Source organism: Aerococcus urinae (genome assembly GCF_001543175.1).
In the GTDB taxonomy this organism is placed as follows: Bacteria; Bacillota; Bacilli; order Lactobacillales; family Aerococcaceae; genus Aerococcus; species Aerococcus urinae.
This window is the reverse complement of the sequence record NZ_CP014161.1, coordinates 1,152,550-1,173,928: the sequence shown is the minus strand read 5'-3', so window position 1 is coordinate 1,173,928 and position 21,379 is coordinate 1,152,550. Positions and strand designations below refer to the sequence as shown.

Below are 21,379 nucleotides of genomic sequence, written 5' to 3'. Positions count from 1 at the left end.
TAATTTCTATGCAGCCTTTAGTTTCAGTTATCATGCCAGTATATAATGTAGAAGAATATTTAGAGGATGCTATACTCTCTGTTTTTAATCAAACCTATCAAAATATTGAAATAATATTGATTAATGATGGGAGTACTGACGCTTCTCTGTCAATTGCAGAGAAGCTGAAAGAAGAAAGTGAATTTCAATTTCTTATTCATTCACAGGCTAATGGTGGACTATCGAATGCACGAAATACTGGTTTAAAGTTAGCTAAAGGAGATTATATATACTTTTTTGATAGTGATGATTTGATTGAAAAAGAGATGATAAAAACGTTAGTAAATAGTATGGAAGAGCTTAGCTTAGATGCTATTCGCTTTAATGCAGAAAGTTTTTTTGATCAAAATTTTAATAAAGAAAATTATAGTGAAACTTTGTATAACTCTGATGAACTTAAGGAGAATTATATCTACAGTACAAGTGAATTTTTTGAGTCACAAAAGATTATTCCATCATCTGTATGCATCTATCTTTTTCAATCAGATTTATTTAAAAATAATAACTTACACTTTTTAGAAGGCATTATACATGAGGATGAATTATTTACTCCAATTGTCTTATCCCATGCTAGTCGTTTAATGTTTGTAAATGAACCTTTTTTTAAAAGAAGATATCGTAATGATTCTATTATGACTAGGGCTAAGTCATCCAGACAGCATGCTATAGGGTATCTTACTGTGGTAAAAGAGCTTCACAAATATGCAAATGAGAATAGTTTAGATAAAGAAGTTAATAAATATTTTTTAAATACTATTAATCGATTAGGGTCAATGATATTTGGATCTTCTAAATTAACTTTCAAGGAAAATATGTATTTGATGAAAATAGGAATTAAGCCTGTAAATTCTATTTTAAAAAAGATTAAATCAAAATTTTGATTAGATAGCAATTCATATATTCAAGATATAATTGAATTCATCTCAATCTGTTAGAAAGTAGGAATGATATTGAACAGACTAAAAGAAGGGATTATCTACAACGCCATCGGTAAGTATTCGAATGTTGTTATACAATTACTTCTTCAAGTAATACTAGCCCGGCTGATTACTCCAGCTGAGTTTGGCATTGTAGCAATTGTTAATGTGTTCCTAGTTTTCTTCCAACTTCTGGCAGATTTTGGTATTGGTCCAGCAATAATTCAAAGAAAAGATATTGATCGCCATGAAACAAATCAAATTTATTCCTTTTCGATTTATTTTTCTTTGTTTTTAGCTATTATTTTTGCTGTTCTAGCTCAACCCATTAGCCAATTTTATAATAAACCTGAGCTTGTTCGAGCGGTTCCGGTTATGGCTGTTGCCTTGCTTTTTAATAGCTTGTGTATGGTGCCGCAAAATTTATTGTTAAAGGAAAAACGCTTTAAGCAGGTTAATTTTACGCAAGTAATGGGAAGTTTGTTTAACGGTATTTTTTCTGTGACCTTTGCCTTTATGGGTTTTTCTTTTTATTCTATTATTTTTGGTAATATTGCTAGAGCACTTATTCAATTAGTAATCTACTTATTCAGTACAAAATTGAAATTCGTATTTAAATTTTCATTGGATCCTCTTAAAAAGATATTTCCGTTTGCCAAGAACCAAATGTTGTTTAATATCATTAATTATTTTTCAAGGAATTTGGATAGTATTTTAATCGGGCGATATATGCCGGCTGATCAGTTAGGTTATTATGATAAATCTTATCAACTCACTTTATATCCCAATACTATTTTCACAGGGGTTATAACATCTGCTATTCAGCCTATTTTTTCAGATTTTCAAAACGATCTTACACAGATAAAAAATGGCTATCTTAATATATCTAAAGTATTAGCTAATTTCTCCATTCCTTTAACTATCTTTTTATTCTTCTCAGCAGAAGATATTATTTATTTTCTCTATGGAGACCAATGGGGAGAGAGTGTATTAGCCTTTCAAATTTTGAGTATTTCTGTTTGGATTCAGATGTTACAGTCAACTACTGGTGCATTTTTCCAATCAGCTAATCGAACTGACCTCTTATTGCTTTCCGGTATATTATCAACGGCATTAAACATCATCGGTATAATTATTGGTGTATACCAAGGATCAATTTATTGGGTTGCAACAATGGTAGTCATTAGCTTTAGCTTGAACTTTTTCCAAACGAACTATTTGATGTTAAATAGAGCTTTTGACAGCTCGATAGGAGAATTTTTTGCAGTACTCATTAAACCCCTTCTTGTCGGATTGGTTACCTTGATTGCTTTTATACTTTTGCCGAATTTGACTTTTAACTCATTTATCAACTTGTGTATTAAAGGAATAGTATTCTTGGTAACCATGCTTATAGGCTTGATAATTACTAATCAATTAAAAGACTTATGGAAAATGATAAGAAGTTAAGAGGCTTAGTCAAGATCCTGAAAAGACGAATCGATCGAGTTATTTTAATAATGTGGATTTAATAATATTTAAACAACAAGATTATAAACATTTTTTAGCATAGAAAAGAAAGGATCATTATGAAAATTACAGTCACTGGTACAGGATACGTGGGATTGTCCAATGCGATTTTGTTGGCACGGCATCATCAAGTTACGGCTATTGATATTGTTCAAGACAAGGTGGATTTAATTAATGCGGGTAAGTCGCCGATCGATGATAAGGAAATTATTGATTATTTAGCTAATGCTGATTTGAATTTAAAGGCAACGACCGACCACCGAGAGGCTTATAGTCAAGCGGATTTTTCCATTATTTCTACGCCGACAAACTATGATGATGAGACCAATCATTTCGATACCTCTGCGGTTGAATCAGTGATTGAGGACATTCTAGCCAGTGGCTCCAAGGCAACCATTGTCATTAAATCGACCATCCCGGTGGGTTATACGGAATCCATTCGTAAGAAATATCAAACCGACCGGATCATTTTTTCGCCGGAGTTCTTGCGCGAAGGGCGAGCTTTGTATGATAATTTGCATCCGAGCCGGATCGTTGTGGGCTCTCATGGGGAAGCCGGACAGCAATTCGCGGATTTATTAGTGGAAGGGGCCTTGGATGAGGACATTCCTGTACTATTAACCCATTCTACCGAAGCTGAAGCCATCAAATTGTTTGCGAATTCCTACTTAGCCATGCGGGTGTCTTTCTTCAATGAGTTGGATTCCTATGCTGAGATCAAGGGGCTCAATGCGGCAGAAATTATCGATGGCATTGGCTTAGATCCACGGATTGGTTCGCACTACAATAATCCTTCCTTTGGTTATGGGGGCTACTGCCTACCTAAGGACACCAAGCAGCTGCTGGCTAACTACGAAGATGTACCGCAAAATATCATTAGCGCCATTGTTCAAGCTAACCGGACCCGGAAGGACCACATTGCTAAGCAAGTCCTTAAACGACAACCACAAGTGGTGGGGATTTACCGCCTGACCATGAAGGAAGATTCCGATAACTTCCGTCAATCTGCCATTCAAGGGGTCATGAAGCGCATCATGGCTGAAGGCGTCTCTGTGATTATCTATGAACCCGTCGCTAAGGAAGATACTTTCTACAACTGTGAAGTCTATCGCAACCTAGACCAATTTAAAGCTGACGCTGATGTCATTATCGCCAACCGCTGGGATGAAGACTTAGCGGATGTTAATGATATGGTCTATACCCGGGATATTTATCATGAGAATTAGGTGGGGTGTTAGGGTACCTATCCTACTTGAGTATTGGGGATTTATAGAGTATCTGTCTATTATCTTTATTAACTTCAACATAAACAAAACAGTAAGAGCACGGTAACTTCTTACTCTTTTTCGAATAATACTTTTACCCTAGCTAATAAATCAATGAGGATATCATCTGTGACTTGTTCGATATAATTATAGTCTCTGGCATTAAAATCGATGGTAACTAACTGATCTAAGAGTACTTTTCCAGTTGTTTTTGTCTGTTCTAACTCTACATAAAAGGGATATTTTCTTTTTGTATTGCTAATCGGTGCAAAAATGGCAATATTTGAGTACTTAGTAACAATACCATGGCTCAAACAAATATAGGGCCTATAGCCTTTTTGCTCATGTCCCTGTTTTGGATCTAAATTTATTTTGATAATCGATCCTTGCTTCACTTTTACCATTTTTCATTTCCTCTTTGTTCAAATAATACGGGCTTTTCATTAACAGGAGCTCCATCATAATTTTCAAACAAATCTTTAACCGTAAGTTCAGGAACTTCGGTTATTTTTTTTATAATCAGTTGACCATCTTTCACTTGATAATCCAGTTTGTCGCCTTGGGATAAATTTAATTCTTCAAGCAACTGTTTTGGTAATCGAATAGCAGAACTATTCCCCCATTTATTAATTGTTAAAGGCATAAGAATCTCCTTTCTTAGCTACAGTAAATATACCCCACATGGGGTATAATTATGTATATACATTTTACGGGGGATGCTAGAATAATTCAAATAATTTAATTAACTATATAATTTAAGAACCAATGGTAATATTGATTGATTAGATTAGAAGGCATGGTTGAAAATCATCAATGTCTAGGGCTGTTATAAAGGTTAATTTGAGGGTGTAGTATAGCAAGTTAACGTTAGTATCGGAGTCGTAGATAAGGATCGGTTAAAACTTCTCTAATTATTCTTTTGGCTATATGATTTATTGCATAGTTAGGGTTGTCGATTAATTACTTAGCACCTGTGGAGAAATATCACGCAAAGTATGATTAGCTCTATTATTTAAGTCAACAATACTTGTATAAATTATAATACTAATCCAGTCTTTACGTGATCTATAAGAGTACTAATTTACATTTTGACCATAAAAGAAGACTATTATAACTTCTGTAATACCCTATCTAGTAGTAATGAAGGGATCATGTCTGAGGGGTTTCCTATGATTATACATAAACCGTGTTAAGGTAACTATCATCTATAACTGTGATCTCGATTAATTTATAGCTGATGCTGAATTTATTATTGCCAATTGCTGAGACAAGGGCTTATAAGAAGTGGATAATGAGATCTATACACGGGATATTTACTATGAGATTTAGGTGTGTTTTATTTATTGTGTTACTGAAGAATAAATATTGTTGGTATGAGTTTTTTTATTGAGTAAGAAGAACTGATGTTCTTGAACTGTAAGTTAAGTTTGGGTAAGATATAACATAGTAAGGAGATGTATAAAATGAAAAAACCTAAAATATTTATCTCTTTCTATCATGAAGATAATGATTTTGCGATTGAACTAAAAGATAATATTCAAAAGAATTTTCATGACGGCTTAGATATTTTTGTATCATCAGATACAGAAAGTTTAAGTTTTGGGTAGCAATTTTAATGAAGTAATATTAAATAATTTAAAGACATCTAATCTGCTAATAAGCGTATGCAGTAAAAAGTCAGTTTATAGACCATGGATAAATTTTGAATTGGGAGCAGCCTGGATGAACAAAATAAAATGTATTCCATTGTGTTGTTTAGGAATGAAGGTTGAGTCTTTGCCAAGTCCTATTAATCAATTTCAGGCATGTAATTTAAATAGGGAGCAGTTAACTGATTTATATAATGAAGTAGCAAAATTAAAGAACGAATCAAATAGAGATATTGAAGAATATGATTTTGAATCTTTATTAGAACAAAATAATATGGTTGATAAGCAATTTGCTGAAGAAATTGAAGATTTGTTGCCAGATATAGGTAAAAAAATAAATATGGCTAATTATACTGAAAGTGAGAATATTAAGGTAGTAAATAATAGTCTTTCTCAAACTGATTTTGAAAGATTGAAGAAAATATTACGTGAAAATCAAAAACTTAATATTGAGCTACAAGTAAAGAATAAGTTTATGCTACCTGGACATTTAGATGAGTTCTTTATAAATTTTGACATGTTAATTAATAAGAATGATAAAAAAGGTTTATATAAAGAAATATAACTCTTTAGTCATAAAACTTATTTCATTAATATTATAATTATTTTTTACGGTATAGCTTTTAGTAATATTCCAATTCAGTTAATAACCGCTTAGTTGGCTCTAATTCCTTTATTTAATCTTTTGATATTTTTAAATTGTATAATTTTGGGGGAGTAGTTGAAAATATTTTCTATTAGCTAATAAGGTATTTGTTAAGTATCCAGGTAGTAATTATTCTTTGTAAGAAAATATTAATGAAAAAAGAATATAGAGATTAATTTTATTTGGTTGGTTATTTATAAATTATTAGTTAGAATGGTAGAAACTTTGAAGTTACTATATAATATTATATTATTGCTTAAAAATAAAAACATGGTTTTGAAAGATTGGTATGCTCCCCTTAAAGTAGACACTTGAAAAAGTAAAACTACTTTAGGGGGAGTTTTTATGCGTTCAAATAGAAAGCATTCACCAGCAGAGTTGGCTAAATATATCCATCTTTATGAAGAAGGAACTTCCTATGCCGAGCTTTGTGATCAATATGGTCTCTCAATTCATTCATCTGTCTTTAGAGAATATTATCTCAAATATCTAGAACATGGCTTTGCAGGGCTGGAATCACAGACAAAGAATAATTCTTATAGTGAAAAGTTTAAGCAGAACGTCGTTCAAGAATACTTGAATACAGACATCTCAATTACAAAAATTGCTAGAAAATACAATATCCCTAGCTTTTCTACTGTAAGGAATTGGATTACTAAGTATACTAAAAGGGAAGAATTAAAGGGCTACCACCCTAAACCCGAGGTGTATACAATGAAAAGCCAAAAGAAAACCTATCAGGAAAAAGTTGATATTGTTAAAGATTTTCTTGAAACAGGAATGTCTTATAAAGAGACTGCTGAAAAACATAAAGTTTCCTACAATAATGTTTACTCATGGGTCCAAAAGTATAAGAAATATGGTCCCAATGGGCTCATTGATAGTAGAGGACGCCGCAAACCGATGAGTATTCAAAATGAAGAAGAGAAGTTACGTACAGAATTAGCTGCGCTTAAAGCACGTAATGAATACTTAGAAACGGAAAATGCTGCTCTAAAAAATTGAAAGAAGTGGAAAGAGAGTTGATGTCCGACGGACAAAATATCAAGCAGAGTTCAAAACAATCGAAAAATTAAGCCAGGAAGGACACAAAATAACATTCTTATGCCATTCGCTAGGTGTCAGTAGATCTGCTTATTATAAATGGCTCAACCGAGAGCCATCCAAGACAGAACAACGTTTACAGTGGCTAATGACTTTAATTCAAGAAGCTTATGATAAATATGAGGGCATCTATGGTTATCGTCGAATCACCATTTATCTTAATCACTTTAAGAATGCGCGGGTCAATCATAAGTGTGTCTATCGTCTCATGAAATTAATGGGTTTAAAATCTGTTATTCGCCGTAGGCGATATCACTACAAAAAAAGTAAGCCTCAGCACGTTGCAGAAAATGTGTTGAACCGTGAATTTGATAAAGATTATGAACCGATGCAGGTGTTGTTGACGGATATTACAGAGTTTAAATATGGCTATAACTATAGTTACAAAGCGTATTTAAGTGCGATTCTTGATTACGGAGCCAATAAGATTATTGCTTTTAAATTATCACAAAGGAATAACAATCAACTTGTTAAAGATACGATTGTTCAAGTAGAAGAAGAACTTATCCCTACAGAAACCCTCTTGCACAGTGACCGTGGTTTCCAATATACTTCGCATTTCTTTAAGCGTTTTGTTGACGAAAAACAGTTAATTCAAAGTATGTCTCGCGTAGGAAAATGTATTGATAACGGACCAATGGAAAATTTCTGGGGCATTATTAAAGAAGAGATGTATAGGTTGAAAACTTATGAAAGCTTTGAACAACTTGAAGAAGATATTAAACGCTACATCGAATTTTATAACACCGAACGTGTCACACTGGATATGGGCCTTAAAATTCCAGCTTAAATCCAAAGGTGATTAGCCGTTTGGCTAAAAAATTTAAAATTAAATCTAGTTTTAGTTAGACTGTCTGGGCTTGTTTGGCTTGTCCATCTTTTAAAACAGCTAATAGGCTTTGTCAAGGTGGAGAGCGGAGCGGACCTTGATAAAGGCTTGAAGCTGTTTACGCTCCCTCCTTGTCAAACAAGCCTGACCGCTAAACTATCTTTCGGATTAAGTTTTATGAAACATCCTATTCACTGATAAATAATACTTTAAAATCTAAAATAAAAACCATGCATGACAAAGATCACACATGGTAAAAAATTTATTTATTTATCTGTCTACTTGACAGGGAGCAGTTCAGATCGTATCATAAAAGATTCTTTATGGTTTTTCATTGGGTTAAGTATCATAGTTCTTAATTCACAAGTATATAAAGTATGATATTATCAAGAGTAATAAAAAGATCGAAAAACAAAAAATTAAACTTGTAAGAAATCATCATAATTAATGAAAAAATGTTCAGAATAAGATGAATTATATGCTGATTAGGTTACAATTTAGTTTAATTTATTTTTAAAAAAGCGCAAACTATCAAGCTAAAGGTGATACGATGAGTTATAATTCTAAACTAAAAAGCATGCATATTAATAAATTTAGAGGCTTGGAAAATATCAACATTGACTTTGGAGATAGAGTTACATTAATTTGTGGAAAAAATGGTACATCTAAATCTACTATTTTAGGAATCATTGCTCAAGTATTTAGTTTTTCAACAGACTATTCAGAAAAAGAGCCAAAGAGAAATGGGTTAAAAAAATATAAAACTCTGCTAGGGAAAAATTACGAAAGTGTATTTAGTGAACATTTCCGCTTTTCAGAAAAATATGATTTGCCAGGAACTATGGATGTCGACTTGGTTTTTTATGATGGTATATCTAAGGAGACATTAGATAATTTATCTCTTAAACTTTACGATTCAAAAGATAGAAGTAGAAGTCGTCCGGTATTAAGAGGAAATAATGATCGCAATTTAACCTATCCTTTAATCTATCTTAGTGTAAATCGTTTAACACCTATCGCTTATAGGAGTTATAAACAAACTAATGACGAGTATCTAAGAGATAATCAGGGATTAGCACTTCAACTTTCAAATCGAATTTTACTTCAAGAAAATACCCAAGTAACTGCAACTTCCGGAGATTTAGAATCAATGGCTCCACATAATGAAAGCTATGATTATCAGTCTATTTCAGTTGGTGAGGATAATGTTGGTCAACTTGTAAAGGCTATGCTATCCTTTAAAAAACTACAACAGGAATTTGAAAATTATACTGGTGGTATCCTATTGATTGATGAAGCTGATGCAGGATTATTTCCTGCTGCACAAATTGAATTTTTTCATATACTTAGAAGTTTTTCAAAAAATTATAATGTACAAGTTATAATGACTAGTCACTCACCAACTTTAATTCAAGAAGTTTTTGAACAAAAAGATAAAAAGAACTATAAAACTGTTTATCTGACTAATACATATGGTCCGATTATTGTTCAAAATGAAGCTAGTTGGGCTGATATTGATGCAGATATCCATGTAGTTACGCGAGACATAAAAAATAGTGATTTAAAACTACCGAAAATAAATGTTTATCTCGAAGATATTGAAGCAAAGAAATTTTTTGAATCTATTATAAAGAGCCGAAAACTTAAAGGGCTTTTGGATATTTTAAAAGTATCAATGGGTAGCGAACAACTAACTACATTACATGATCTAGATGTTCCTGAATTCACCTCGGATAGTATTGTTTTTTTAGATGGGGATAAAGAAGTTGATCATACTTATAAAAATTTTCTAATTCTTCCAGGAAATTTGCCTCCAGATCAGCTTTTATTTGAATATTTGTTTAACAAACTTAAAAATGATGATTATTGGAAAAATCCATATAAATTTACAAAGCCAATCTTTAATAGAGTTTATAATGAAACGGTGAATGAAAAATTATCTCAAATAATAGGTCAACCATCTGATAAATCGGATGAATCACTAATTTTAAAAGATAAGCTAAAAACTTTTAGTAAAAATGATTCAAATAAACACGGAATTATTAGAGAATCTTTTAAAAGATTCTACAAAAGTAAAGATATTCAGAAAGTTGTTAATGGAAGTGTAAAATATAACCCTTTCAGAGTTTGGGCCGAAGAACATGAAGGAGAAATAGATGATTTTAAGAAAAATATCATTGAAGTATTAAAATCTATCTATGTTAAAAAGTATAAAATTCCAAAAATAACATTAGACGAATACTTTGATAAGATTTGAGGTGAATTTAATGCCTGTTACAAAATCACCATTAAGATACCCTGGTGGAAAAACTCAGCTTTCAGGATTTTTAACCAATTTAATTAAAATAAATAATATGATAGATGTAACTTACTGTGAACCATTTTCTGGCGGCTTTGGCGCTGGACTTGAGTTACTTTTCTCAAATACTGTTAATTCTATCATTATTAATGATATAGATGTTGGAATCTATAGTATATGGTATGCGATACTATATGACGTAGATAATTTTATTAATTTAATTCGAAATACTCCGATAACTATTGAAGAGTGGAAGTATCAAAAGAATATTCATGAAGACCTAGTACATGAGAATAAATATTCACTTGAATTAGCATTTTCTACCTTTTTTCTTAATCGAACTAATCGTTCTGGTATTATCAGTGGTGGTCCCATAGGAGGTTATGAGCAAAAAGGAAAATATAAAATAGATTGCCGATTTAATAGAGAGGCTCTTATTAAAAAAATAATAAACATTAATGATCAAAAGAAAAATGTAGAATTATATAATTTAGAAGCTAATTCTTTAATTTATAATGTATTGTCTAAAAAAGATAAAAGACATCTCTTTATTTTTTTTGATCCTCCTTATTATCAACAGGGTAAAAATTTATATGCGAACTTTTTTAATCATAAAAATCATCAGGAACTATATGAATATATACAGATGTTAGATGAATATAAATGGATAGTTACTTATGACCATGAAAAGAATATTGAGGACATTTATAAAAATTATCCTGCATTAGAATATAAAATTCAATATTCTGCAAATAAGGTTCGAAAAGAAAAAGAATATTTATTTCATAGTCCTAATACTAAAGTAGAAAGCTTTGATAAAGTTATATTTCAATAAAAATTGTGAAATACGCTTTTAAAACAGTTAAATTGCTTAAAAGGGAGTAAGCGTCAAATAAGAGAATAGAATTCAAAAAAATCTTGATAAGCTAGCGAAGAGGATTTTTTAAATCCTTTGTATGCTCAACTGATCAAGATTTTTTGTTATTTAAGTAATTCTCTTTTTGATTTTTTTCGACAGATCGCTTGGATAGCGGGATGCCAGGGAAGATAATCCTCAAGCACTTTTTCACTGAGTGTCTTTTCATTCGGCATGGCACTTAATAGGAAAGTGAGATATTTTTCAGGATCAAGGCCATTGGCCTTAGCTGTTTCAATGATCGATAGAATGATTCCAGAATACTGAGCACCTTTAAAAGAGGTAGAAAACAACCAATTTTTCCTCCCTATAACGAGTGCTTTTATGCCACGCTCTGCCCGGTTATTGCTCATTTCAACCGCACCATTTTCCAAAAATGTTTTGAAATAAGCTTCATATTTTAGGGCATAGGCGATGGCTGTTCCTAATTTTCCTCCAGCAGTAGGTGATTCCTGACGAAGGCGTTCAAAAAAGTGGTCAATTTTTACTTTTAAAGTTGTCTGGCGTTTATCTAGACGTTTATATATCGATAAATCTTGCCATTTCTTTTCTAATGTGAAAAATTGGTCACATTGTTTCACTGCCCATGAGCTGAGAAATTGACCTTGATATTTTTTAGGTGGTAAGGCCTCATAAAACTTTCGTCTTAGATGCGCCCAACAACCAGCGATAGTCGCTCCATTTATTTTGGGATAGACATGCCACATATCGCAATGAATCACACCCTCATAGTCAGCCATTCCTTCGGAAAGGTCATTAAAGCTTCGTCCAGGGGAATGGTGATAGAGATAAATTTGTTGCTGAGTTTCTCGAGAAGAACACGCTAACCAGTAGTAGGTCTTTTCTTTCTCATGCTCAATGACCTTATAACTCGTTTCATCCATATGGATGACTGGCTGTTTGATTAGCTTTCCAGAAAGCAGTCGATAAAGCGGCTCAAAGTAATATTCTGCAGCTTTTTCATGCCAATTAATGAGCGTTTGACGAGAAAGCGGTAGGCCCATCTTTTCCCATTCACCTTCCTGACGGTAAGCAGGAATTTTCAGTTCATATTTTTGTTGAAGTGAGTGGGAAACAAGACTTGCGGTCGCATAGCTCCCATTAAAGACAGGTTTTGGGACATCCGCACTGATCACCATCTCTTTACCCGCTAATTCTGAACAATTCGTACATTTATAGCTATGCTGAATAACATTCTCACAACGAATTTCCGCAGGAACGTAGCGTAACTGTTGGCGAATTTTCTTTTGGCCAATTTCTGCCATTTCTTGTTGACAATTAGAGCAATTGCGATCTTCACCTTCTAATGTGTAATGAAGATCATAATCAGAAAAGTGTTCAAGCACTACTTGTTTACGACCTTTTGGTCGCTTTTTGCGACGATAGTTAATCGTTTCGATTGCTTCATCCTCTTCTTCACTGGTCAAATCACAAGCATCAATCTCAAAAAGGCTTAGCTGATTGTTATTTACTAAGTTTTCTTTTGAACGACCATAGAGTTTCTTCTTCAAATAACGAATCAATTCATCTTGATGAGCAATCGTTACTTCTTTATTTTTCAATAGTTTATTTTGATGATTTAATTCATTCTGCTTATTGTCGATGGATGACTGCTGACTGTCGATAACACGTTTTTGATGATTGATCATTTTCTTCAATACTTTAATTTCTTCAAGTAATTGCTGTTCTCGATTTAAAGTCATAGTCATCCTCCTCACTCGTTTTTCTTATTTTACCAATTGTTTTAGAGGATGGGTATTTCAATAAAATTTTTTCTTTTGTGTTTTTCGCACAGAACTTTCGATAGAAAAACCTTCAAGTAGCCATTGCCACTGTTGCTTTGAAATCTGTTTTAATTCTCTATGGCTTTTAGGCCATTGCATCTTACCATCTTCAAATCGTTTGTAGAATAACCAAAAGCCACTGCCATCCCAATAGAGTGCTTTAAAACGATCATTGCGGTTTCCACAAAATAAAAATAATGACTGACTGAACGGATCCATTTTAAAATCTTCCTGAACAATAGTTGTTAGCGAATCAATTCCTTTCCTCAAATCGGTTTTGCCGTAGGCAATGTAAATATGGTGAAGGTCATCCATATTAATAATCATATAAAAACCCTCCTAACTATTAGAAGTATAGTTTGGAGGGCTTACATTTTATAGCCGTGTTTCTATTTGACGCTTACAAAAGGGATTTTATTTATAGATAACATATTCGTTATAACTAATAATATATAATTGCTATTTATAAATCGAATTTAATATAATAAAAAGCATTACGGTATTCTGTAATTTCAAATTCAGCCCTTGCCAGCTCCACCAACAGAGCTCAACAAGGGCTTTTCTTCTGCAGTAACATCACGAAAACAGTAAAAATTTACCTAATCCTAAAAATAAATCACAATACCACTAAAACCGATCACCGTTGATCCCCTTTCCTAAGTTGACAGAAAGCCCTAGGCAGGCTAAACTATCAGTAAATCAAAACATTATTAAGGAGATTACATCATGACTTTAGTATTTATTTCTTGGCAAGGCTGGCATAGAATAAAGTGAGATAACTAAGTACGGTTAGACTCGCTTTATTTTGGTACCCCCAATTGAAGAGGAGTCTATGCCGGATGTAATCGAAGAGAATGAAGCCGCATAGATGGCAGTTAGGTGAGACTGTGAGTTTTCACACAAGTCTCCTTAACCTTTCTATGCGGCTTTTTTCTGTTCTCATCCGGAAGTATCTTGGTCATTAGTAAAGGAGAAGAGTCCATGGCAGATTTTATTCAACCCAGTCGCATAGCCCTGCAAGTCGAACTGGATAGTCCGGAAGCAGCGATTCAGTTTGGCGGCAACTTGTTAGAAGCAAGTGACTTAATCACCCAGGCTTACACCCAAGCCATGCTTGACCGCTACCATAAGCAGGGACCTTATTTTGTGATTGCGCCGGGAATAGCTTTTCCCCACGCTCGTCCGGAAGAGGGGGCTTTAGCAACGGGCTTTAGCCTGGTGACCTTCAAGACACCGATTGTCTTTTCTCATCCTAGTAATGATCCGGTTCATTTAATGCTGTGCTTGAGTGCGACTGATAGCCAAAAACACCTTGAAGCCCTTATGCGGCTAGCTGAGCTCTTGCAGTCGGAAGCCTTGAAGCAAAAGTGGTTTCAAGCCAACGATAAAGAAACGATTTTAGCTGATTTAAACGATTTAGGAGGATATGACTTATGAAATTTGTAACGGTATGTGGTGCTGGAGTAGGTTCTAGCGTAATGTTAAAAGTTTTCGCCCAAAATATTTTATCGGATGAAGGGATTGCAGGCAGTGTCGAAGCGGCTGACATTTCTTCACTCAATCCTTATGACTACGATGTCATTATTACCTCTTCAGCCTTTGCGGAACGTTTAGAGGGACAAGTTAAGCATTTAATTATCATGGATAATATGTTAGACCAAGCTTATTTAAGAAGCCAAATCTTAAGCTTAGTTAGCGAAGAGGAGGCGGTTCGATGAATCTATTACTCTATTTCATTCAAACCATATTTTCCCAGGCCGTCTTTATTATCGGTTTGGTCTGCTTAATTGGGCTCCTGATTCAAAAGAAATCCTTCGACAAGATTGTTTCCTCTGTGATTAAGGCCATGATTGGTTTTCTCTTAATTAACGAAGGTGGGAAGTTCCTAGGAATGGCCTTACTGCCACTCCAACCCATGTTTATTAAGATCTTTAATTTGAATGTCGATGTGCCTAGTCTGGACCAAGCTATGGGTGGACTTGAAGGCGTAGGTTTCGAGATGGCCTTGATCTTTGCTTTGGGTTTTGTGCTTAATATTTTAATTGCTCGTTTTACGCCTTTGAAATTTGTCCACCTCAGTGCCCATGTGTCTTTCTTCTATGCAGGTTTAATTGCGGCCCTGTTAAAATATAATACCAGCCTGCCTACCGCAGCCATTGTTTTAATCGGTGCTATTATTCTTGGTATTTACTTGACCGTAACCTGTGCCTATGTTTATCCCTTTATGAAGAACATCAAGGGTGGGGAAGGCTTTACCTTAGCTCACTCCTCTTCAGTCGGTCTCTTGATTGGGGCCTTATTAGGAAAAGTGGTTGGTAAAGGGAGCAGGGATATTGAAGAAATCCAATTTCCTAAGTCACTCGGCTTCTTGCGGGAGATGACCATTGCCTTGTCCTTAGTGATGATGGCTCTATTCTTGGGACTTTCCCTCTTAGCCGGGCCTAGTTTTGTGGTTGATCAAGTTTCTAAAGGGCAGGATATTTTCTCCTTTAGCTTAATTAATGGTTTGACTTTTGGGATGTGGATTACGGTCATTATTACTGGTGTGCGGATGCTTTTAGCTGAGATTGTGCCTGCCTTCCATGGCATTTCCGCTAAGTTAATTCCAAACGCCATTCCAGGACTCGACGTGCCTCTACTCTTTCCAAACCATCCGACGAGTGTAATTGTTGGGTTTCTGATGAGCTTATTAGCCGGTTTCTTGGGTGTCTTTGTCTTAGGTTTGATTGGTTATCCGATTCCAGTCTTTCCAGCTTTGATTCCGACCTTCTTTACCGGTGCCATCACGGCTATCTTTGGTAATAGCACTGGTGGGAGACGGGGAGCCATTGCCGCTTCCTTTACCAATGGTTTGATCCTGATTTTTGGTCAAGCCCTCCTCTTACCAATGGTCGGGGACTATGCCCAAATCATGCGGGTCTTAGCTGAAACTGACTATGCCTTCTATGGCCCCTTGTTAGGTTACCTGTTAAGACTAATAGGAATTTAAGCCCAACCACCTTTCTCTATTTCAGGAGAAGGGTGGTTTTTCTTTTCAAGTCGGAAAATTTTTCATACTATAGACTTACCACTAAGAAGACCATCTTTAGTTAATGAATAGATTGTCTAAAAAGGAGATCTTCAGTAAATGACATATAATATTTTTTCCCAAGTCCCCAGTGAATATGTTGCCTTTGATTTAGAGACAACGGGGCTAGGCTTTTCTAGTAAGATTATTCAGATTTCAGCTGTTCATTTTAAGGGAGGTGAGGAGATTGGCGCTTTTGACCAATTAATCAATCCCGAGCGTACTATTCCAGCCAAGATTACCCAGTTGACTGGGATTTCTGATGAAGATGTTTATTTATCGCCAACCATCGATCTGGTAATCCAGGATTTTATGACTTTTATTAAGGACCTGCCCCTAGCTGGATATAATAGTAAGAAATTTGACATTCCTATGCTGAGAGCCAATACTGGCATTGATCTGAGTTCGCTTCCCCATATGGATGTTTTAGAGATGGCCCGTCTCAGTCCTATTCGCACGCAAAATTATAAATTAACTACCGTCAAAGCTTATTACGGCATCCAAAACCGGGCCCACGATAGTCTCAATGATTCTCGGGCCACTGCCTTGATCTTGGAAGAATTCCGTAAGGGAAATTTCTAGGGGAATAAATTTTTGCTAGTATATTTAATTTTCATAGTCTTTAGGCGGAAAAGGATCATTTCCGTAGGAATCTTTTGAGCGTATTCTCCCATTTCTTCCATGAATTAACAATTCAGATTTTTGATTTTTGGCTACTTTCCTTCCATATTCAGCTGCTTGTGCTTGCGTGTCAAACATTTTAGTTGCACGATCATTACCTGCTCCTTTTAATTGCCATTTTTCTCCTTTTGGTGTTACATGCTGATTTTTACCCATTTTTCACTACTCCTTATCTTATTTAAGATGTAATAAAATATTTTTGTGTTTTTTCTTAGTAATAGTTTATCACTTAATTTAAATAAGTCAATATGTAGTACATGAAAACTATTTAAGCACTACATGTTGTGTGTTAACTTGAGTGTTTTAGATGAAAAATAAAAGCAAATATTTTAAAATTGTATTATTAAGTCTTTTCTTTTACTATAAAAACGTTTTCATGTTAAATTAAAAGTAATTAATACTTAGGATAAGTAAAGAAAGGACAAGATCTGCCATGGAATTTAAAGATTTTAAAGTGACAGACGGTAACTTCAGCCTGGCTGATTTTCAAACGGCTTATTTGAGTGAAGCGGAAGACGATAAATTAAAAGAGGAGATCTATGAAGATTTGGTCCCTCAATTAGTCGACTGGCATGACCGCTTGACCGCAGAGGGGACCCATGGGCTCTTAGTGACTCTCCAAGCTTTGGACGCGGCCGGTAAGGATGAATTGATCCGCTATATTTTCTCCACCTTACAGCCCCAGGCCCTCAAGGTGACTTCCTACCAGCAACCTTCAGATAATGAAATTGCCCATGATTATCTCTGGCGCATGCATGAAGGGATGCCGGAAAGGGGGACGATTGCGATTTTGAACCGGTCTTACTATGAAGATATTATCGCTCCCCAAGTTCATGATTCCCTGGATTCCGACGACCAACCCAGTGAAATTCGTAATGATCCCCAAGTCATCGAAAAGCGCTACCAGCAAATTCTTCAGTTTGAGAAATACTTGTGTGAAAATGGTTTTCCAGTGGTCAAATTCTTCTTCCATATGTCCAAAGACAAGCAGCGGGAACGCCTCTTAGAACGGATTGAAGAGCGAGAAAAGAACCATGAATTTTCTTTCTCAGATATTGAAGACCGCAAGAAGTGGGACCTCTACCAGGAAGTTTTTGAGAAGATGTTACAAAACACGGCGTGTGACTATGCGCCCTGGTACATTTTGACCGCTGACAATCCTTGGTTAGCCCGGAAGGTTGCGACGGAAGCTTTAATTGATGTCATTGAAAAAATCGACCCGCAATATCCAACTTTCTCAGACGAAGAACAAGAAAAGGCCAATCAAATCATTGAACAATTACGAAATAATGAGATATAAGTTAAAGTCGAAAAACGTCTAGCTTTAAAACTAGACGTTTTTCTTTAGGAAAGATCATCTTCAAAATAAAACATGTCCTCAAATTGACAATCTAAAGCGATACACAGGATGAGGGCTAGTTTAGCGGTGGGGTTGAATTGCCCAGTTTCAATCGATGAAATCGAGTTCCGTGAGACGCCGATCATGTCGGCTAAGGCCTGCTGACTCAGGCCTTTTTCTTTGCGGATGGCTTTGAGACGGTTGTGTAAGATTAATTCTTTATCCATTAGGCTGCCCCAAAGCTAAAATGTATAAAGCGTAAGAAAAAGGCAATATTTAGTACAGAGGTAAAGATTAAGAGGATTAAGGCAGATTTTTCTTGACTAATTTTATACCTTTTATAGAAATTCACCGATATAAAGGTAAATAAGATGACTTCAATATCAGCAATGCTCTGTCCGTTAATGGCTTTGATGGCCATCAAAATAATGGCTACCACGCACATAGCGGCGAAACCATAGTCGTCGGCTTTCTTAATCAGGTGTTGCTGATATTCATCCTGATTGTCTGAGCGATATTTAGCTAGAATGCGTTCTTTTTCTTCTTCCTTCATATTTTTCCACCTTTCTTGCCAAGTACACTTGGCGCACCTTTATGATAACATGCCAAGTATACTTGTCAAATCATATGGTTAATATGCTATTTCTTTGATCCTTTGAATATTTTAGCTAAGAAAAAAGCAGAAGCACCTTTCAATGCTCTGCTTTTATTCTTCAGTCCATGCTGGCTGGCAGACTTATTTTATTTTGTTATTTATTATTTGCGGTTTCGACACTGCTTAAAACAGCATCTTTTTCCTTCTTGATGAAGTCTACCCGGCCTTCAATGACCTTGATATCCATGCGGATTTCACGTCCTAGTCCAGGGACATCGACTTTTTCTTCGAAGAAGTCCTTGAATTCTTCTAGGCGTTCTTCAGTATTAAAGACGCCTGCGGTAACCGTGATGTAGGTGGCAAATTCCATATCGCCACCGACTTTGGCTTCTAACCAGTCCCAGTTATTCCGTAGCCAGTTCCAGGCTTTTTCTTCTCCAGCTGGGTTAGCTAAGACGCCACGATACCAAGCCCGTAAGTCTTGGGGCTTAATCACATTGGTTTCTTGGAAGTGGCCCACGATTTGGTCTAAGAAGGTTTCATCCTTAGAAGCAGTCAGAGCTTGACGGAGGTCAGCCTTGAGACTTGGATTAGCTGATTTTTGGTAGGCGGTGAGGTAGTCTTGGCAGAGGTCATCAGAACCGTAGTTAACCACTTCATTCTTCAAGAGCAGGGCACGACGGTCAGCGGGTAGTTTTTCCTTGTTTTCTCCACCACCAGAGTTTAAGTAAAGTTCATGGAGGCCCTCAATGACCATCTTGTCTTCAGCATAGAGAGAAGCGGCCAAAATCGTTGGACGACTCAATTCGTCATCCAGACTTTCGCCTACCCAAGCTTCTACGCCTAGCTTTTCAACTTGGTCATGGTAGAGTGAGCGGATATATTCCTTAATGGCTGCTTCTTCTTCACTCTTTGGACGGGCAAAGTCTTTTAATACTGATAAGATTGCAGCAATCTTTTCATGGACAATGGCTGATTCAGCCTTAGCTAATTTGTCCAATAAAGGAATAATTTTCGCGTAGGATAAGCGACCACCCTTAGCTAAGAGGTTTAAGTCTTGTAAGACTTGGAGTTGATCGATAGCGGTTAATTGGTCTAATTCATCAATGATGTCCTTTAAGAGTTCTTCATCGTAATCAACGATAAAGTGAGAGTTATTTCCGACATTGAGTCTTAAGGCTTGGTCGCCTTTTTTGAAGTTTGAAACTGTGATTTCTGACTCGGTCATGATTTCTGGCACTTGGTCGTTGTTGGCTTGGAGTGGAATTTGCCAGAGACGTCCTTGGTCTTGGCCTTGGCCAATAAAGAATTGTTCTTGGCTTAAGACTAAATCGCCGTCCACTAACTTAGCGGATACCACTGGATAGCCAGGTTGTTCTAACCAAGAATCCATAATTGCCCCAATATCTAAGCCAGAAGCTTGTGATAGAGCATACCAGAGGTCTTGGCCCTTGGCATTACCGTATTGGTGTTTTTCAAAGTAAGCCTTGAGCCCCTTACGAAGGTCGTCGTCACCTAATAAGGAACGCACCATGACTAAGAGACGGGCTCCTTTGGCATAGACAATGGCCGGGTCGAAGATGGAGTCGATTTCGGCTGGATCGTTGACCATAACATGGACCGATTGGACGCCATCTGTTGCATCACGTTCCAAAGCAGCAGGCACATCGGAAGTTTGGAAGAGTTCCCAGACCTTCCACTCTGGTTCAAGGGCATCGATAGCCGCATATTCCATCATATTGGCAAAAGATTCATTCAACCATAAGTCGTCCCACCAGTTCATGGTGACTAAGTTACCGAACCATTGGTGGGCGAGTTCGTGGGCGATCACGGTAGCCACTAATTGTTTGGTTGGTAGGGAGGCGTTATCCGGATCGATTAAGAGATAGGCTTCCCGGTAGGTTACTAGCCCCCAGTTTTCCATGGCTCCAGCAGAAAAGTCCGGTAGGCCAACTTGGTAGGAATGTTCCAGCGGGTAGGGGGTGTCGTAGAATTCTTCGAAGAATTCGATCGACCGTTTACTGATGTCTAAGGCAAAGTCAAGTTCCTTAGGAGCGTGAGCCTTAGTGGCAAAGACACCAATTTCAACTCCGGACTTAGTATGGGTAATTTTCTTTTGCAGGTCGCCAAAGACAAAGGCGATCAGGTAGCTGGACATGCGGACGGTTTCTTCGAAGTAGTGAACGCCGTTTTCACATTTGACTTCGGGTTGGTTGGCGATAATCGTTTCGCCTGCTTGTTCGTCAAATTTAATGGCTAAGGAAAAAGTAGCCTTAGCAGCGGGTTCATCCACACAAGGAAAGGCCTGGCGGGCAAACGTAGTCTCAAACTGCGTGCCGACCAACTGTTTTTCTTCACCGTCCACTTCATAATAAGAAGGATAAATTCCCATCATGGAGTCGGTGAGGTTAGCGTGGTAGGTCACTGCGACTTCTACCTGACCTTCCTTATCATTAGCAATAGTTAAGGTTTCTGCTTGGTCATCTTGTGAAAAAGAAGCTAATTCCCCATCCACAGTGACCTTTTCCGTGGTTAAATATTTTTGGTTTAACACAATGTCTTGACCCTTAGTTTGGCCACTAACGGTGGTTGTTCCACTAAAACGCTTATCTTGGCGGCTAATGTCCAAATAGATGTCATAGTGGTCAGGAACAAACTGGTCGAGTAGACGTTGATTTTCTGTCATAGAAAAACCTCCCCTAAATTGGTTTCGTTAATTATACGGATTATTCATCCCTTA

22 protein-coding genes are annotated in these 21,379 nt (G+C 36.1%); 14 read left to right on the top strand and 8 right to left on the bottom strand.

The genetic code is table 11. From position 1 onward, the window contains the following. The first annotated feature begins 8 nt into the window (after positions 1-8). The 3 genes from AWM73_RS05360 to AWM73_RS05350 all read left to right on the top strand — a co-directional run bounded on the left by AWM73_RS05360 (position 9) and on the right by AWM73_RS05350 (position 3,691). Positions 9-920, top strand: coding sequence for a glycosyltransferase family 2 protein (locus AWM73_RS05360; RefSeq protein WP_060778414.1), 912 nt, complete (start codon positions 9-11; stop codon positions 918-920). Positions 921-983: 63 nt separating this feature from the next. Continuing rightward, positions 984-2,405, top strand: a complete 1,422-nt coding sequence (locus tag AWM73_RS05355) for a lipopolysaccharide biosynthesis protein (RefSeq protein ID WP_060778413.1) — start codon at positions 984-986, stop codon at positions 2,403-2,405. 119 nt (positions 2,406-2,524) lie between these two features. Further along, positions 2,525-3,691, top strand: coding sequence for a nucleotide sugar dehydrogenase (locus AWM73_RS05350; protein ID WP_060778412.1), 1,167 nt, complete (start codon positions 2,525-2,527; stop codon positions 3,689-3,691). 110 nt (positions 3,692-3,801) lie between these two features. Here AWM73_RS05350 and AWM73_RS05345 read toward each other — a convergent pair whose 3' ends face one another. Beyond that, the gene (locus AWM73_RS05345; RefSeq protein ID WP_060778411.1) at positions 3,802-4,134 is read right to left on the bottom strand and encodes a type II toxin-antitoxin system PemK/MazF family toxin; all 333 of its coding nucleotides are present in this window, start codon (positions 4,132-4,134) and stop codon (positions 3,802-3,804) included. Further along, positions 4,128-4,373, bottom strand: coding sequence for an AbrB/MazE/SpoVT family DNA-binding domain-containing protein (locus AWM73_RS05340; protein ID WP_060778410.1), 246 nt, complete (start codon positions 4,371-4,373; stop codon positions 4,128-4,130). The genes AWM73_RS05345 and AWM73_RS05340 overlap by 7 nt, the downstream gene beginning before the upstream one ends. A gap of 820 nt (positions 4,374-5,193) precedes the next feature. Here AWM73_RS05340 and AWM73_RS09060 point away from each other — a divergent pair. The 6 genes from AWM73_RS09060 to AWM73_RS05315 all read left to right on the top strand — a co-directional run bounded on the left by AWM73_RS09060 (position 5,194) and on the right by AWM73_RS05315 (position 11,092). Then, entirely contained in the window at positions 5,194-5,337 is a 144-nt protein-coding gene (locus AWM73_RS09060; RefSeq protein WP_156417358.1) for a hypothetical protein, read from the top strand. Between the two features lie 115 nt (positions 5,338-5,452). Next, complete coding sequence (locus AWM73_RS05335; protein ID WP_060785031.1) at positions 5,453-5,944, top strand: hypothetical protein; 492 nt, start codon at positions 5,453-5,455, stop codon at positions 5,942-5,944. 426 nt (positions 5,945-6,370) lie between these two features. Further along, positions 6,371-7,030: a helix-turn-helix domain-containing protein gene (locus AWM73_RS05330; protein ID WP_144435191.1), complete on the top strand. Its 660-nt coding sequence runs from the start codon at positions 6,371-6,373 to the stop codon at positions 7,028-7,030. Beyond that, the gene (locus AWM73_RS05325; protein ID WP_144435190.1) at positions 7,026-7,919 is read left to right on the top strand and encodes an IS3 family transposase; all 894 of its coding nucleotides are present in this window, start codon (positions 7,026-7,028) and stop codon (positions 7,917-7,919) included. Before AWM73_RS05330 ends, AWM73_RS05325 begins: the two co-directional genes overlap by 5 nt. Before the next feature lie 589 nt (positions 7,920-8,508). Then, positions 8,509-10,215 (top strand): ATP-dependent nuclease, encoded by a 1,707-nt coding sequence (locus AWM73_RS05320; protein ID WP_060778408.1) that lies wholly within the window; start codon positions 8,509-8,511, stop codon positions 10,213-10,215. A gap of 10 nt (positions 10,216-10,225) precedes the next feature. Beyond that, on the top strand, positions 10,226-11,092 hold the full coding sequence (locus AWM73_RS05315; protein ID WP_060778407.1) for a DNA adenine methylase: 867 nt from the start codon (positions 10,226-10,228) through the stop codon (positions 11,090-11,092). Positions 11,093-11,238: 146 nt separating this feature from the next. Here the strand turns inward: AWM73_RS05315 and tnpC are convergent, their stop codons facing one another. Both tnpC and tnpB read right to left on the bottom strand, forming a co-directional pair. Further along, complete coding sequence (tnpC, locus tag AWM73_RS05310; protein WP_060778063.1) at positions 11,239-12,876, bottom strand: IS66 family transposase; 1,638 nt, start codon at positions 12,874-12,876, stop codon at positions 11,239-11,241. Between the two features lie 57 nt (positions 12,877-12,933). Next, the gene (gene tnpB, locus AWM73_RS05305; RefSeq protein WP_060778064.1) at positions 12,934-13,284 is read right to left on the bottom strand and encodes an IS66 family insertion sequence element accessory protein TnpB; all 351 of its coding nucleotides are present in this window, start codon (positions 13,282-13,284) and stop codon (positions 12,934-12,936) included. A gap of 654 nt (positions 13,285-13,938) precedes the next feature. On the opposite strand from tnpB, the gene AWM73_RS05300 reads away from it, so the two are divergent. The 4 genes from AWM73_RS05300 to AWM73_RS05285 all read left to right on the top strand — a co-directional run bounded on the left by AWM73_RS05300 (position 13,939) and on the right by AWM73_RS05285 (position 16,606). Next, positions 13,939-14,394: a PTS sugar transporter subunit IIA gene (locus tag AWM73_RS05300; protein ID WP_060778406.1), complete on the top strand. Its 456-nt coding sequence runs from the start codon at positions 13,939-13,941 to the stop codon at positions 14,392-14,394. Continuing rightward, positions 14,391-14,675 (top strand): PTS sugar transporter subunit IIB, encoded by a 285-nt coding sequence (locus tag AWM73_RS05295; protein WP_060778405.1) that lies wholly within the window; start codon positions 14,391-14,393, stop codon positions 14,673-14,675. The genes AWM73_RS05300 and AWM73_RS05295 overlap by 4 nt, the downstream gene beginning before the upstream one ends. Further along, complete coding sequence (locus AWM73_RS05290) at positions 14,672-15,946, top strand: PTS ascorbate transporter subunit IIC (protein ID WP_060778404.1); 1,275 nt, start codon at positions 14,672-14,674, stop codon at positions 15,944-15,946. The genes AWM73_RS05295 and AWM73_RS05290 overlap by 4 nt, the downstream gene beginning before the upstream one ends. Before the next feature lie 138 nt (positions 15,947-16,084). Further along, complete coding sequence (locus tag AWM73_RS05285) at positions 16,085-16,606, top strand: 3'-5' exonuclease (RefSeq protein ID WP_060778403.1); 522 nt, start codon at positions 16,085-16,087, stop codon at positions 16,604-16,606. 24 nt (positions 16,607-16,630) lie between these two features. Here AWM73_RS05285 and AWM73_RS05280 read toward each other — a convergent pair whose 3' ends face one another. Continuing rightward, complete coding sequence (locus AWM73_RS05280; RefSeq protein WP_060778402.1) at positions 16,631-16,861, bottom strand: DUF2188 domain-containing protein; 231 nt, start codon at positions 16,859-16,861, stop codon at positions 16,631-16,633. 277 nt (positions 16,862-17,138) lie between these two features. On the opposite strand from AWM73_RS05280, the gene AWM73_RS05275 reads away from it, so the two are divergent. Beyond that, positions 17,139-18,005, top strand: coding sequence for a PPK2 family polyphosphate kinase (locus AWM73_RS05275; protein ID WP_060778401.1), 867 nt, complete (start codon positions 17,139-17,141; stop codon positions 18,003-18,005). Positions 18,006-18,049: 44 nt separating this feature from the next. On the opposite strand, the gene AWM73_RS05270 is transcribed toward AWM73_RS05275, so the two are convergent. The 3 genes from AWM73_RS05270 to AWM73_RS05260 form a co-directional block, all read right to left on the bottom strand. After that, the gene (locus AWM73_RS05270) at positions 18,050-18,271 is read right to left on the bottom strand and encodes a helix-turn-helix transcriptional regulator (protein ID WP_060778400.1); all 222 of its coding nucleotides are present in this window, start codon (positions 18,269-18,271) and stop codon (positions 18,050-18,052) included. Further along, positions 18,271-18,597, bottom strand: coding sequence for a DUF6442 family protein (locus AWM73_RS05265; RefSeq protein ID WP_060778399.1), 327 nt, complete (start codon positions 18,595-18,597; stop codon positions 18,271-18,273). The genes AWM73_RS05270 and AWM73_RS05265 overlap by 1 nt, the downstream gene beginning before the upstream one ends. Positions 18,598-18,793: 196 nt before the next feature. After that, positions 18,794-21,325, bottom strand: a complete 2,532-nt coding sequence (locus tag AWM73_RS05260) for a M1 family metallopeptidase (protein ID WP_060778398.1) — start codon at positions 21,323-21,325, stop codon at positions 18,794-18,796. Positions 21,326-21,379 lie beyond the last annotated feature (54 nt).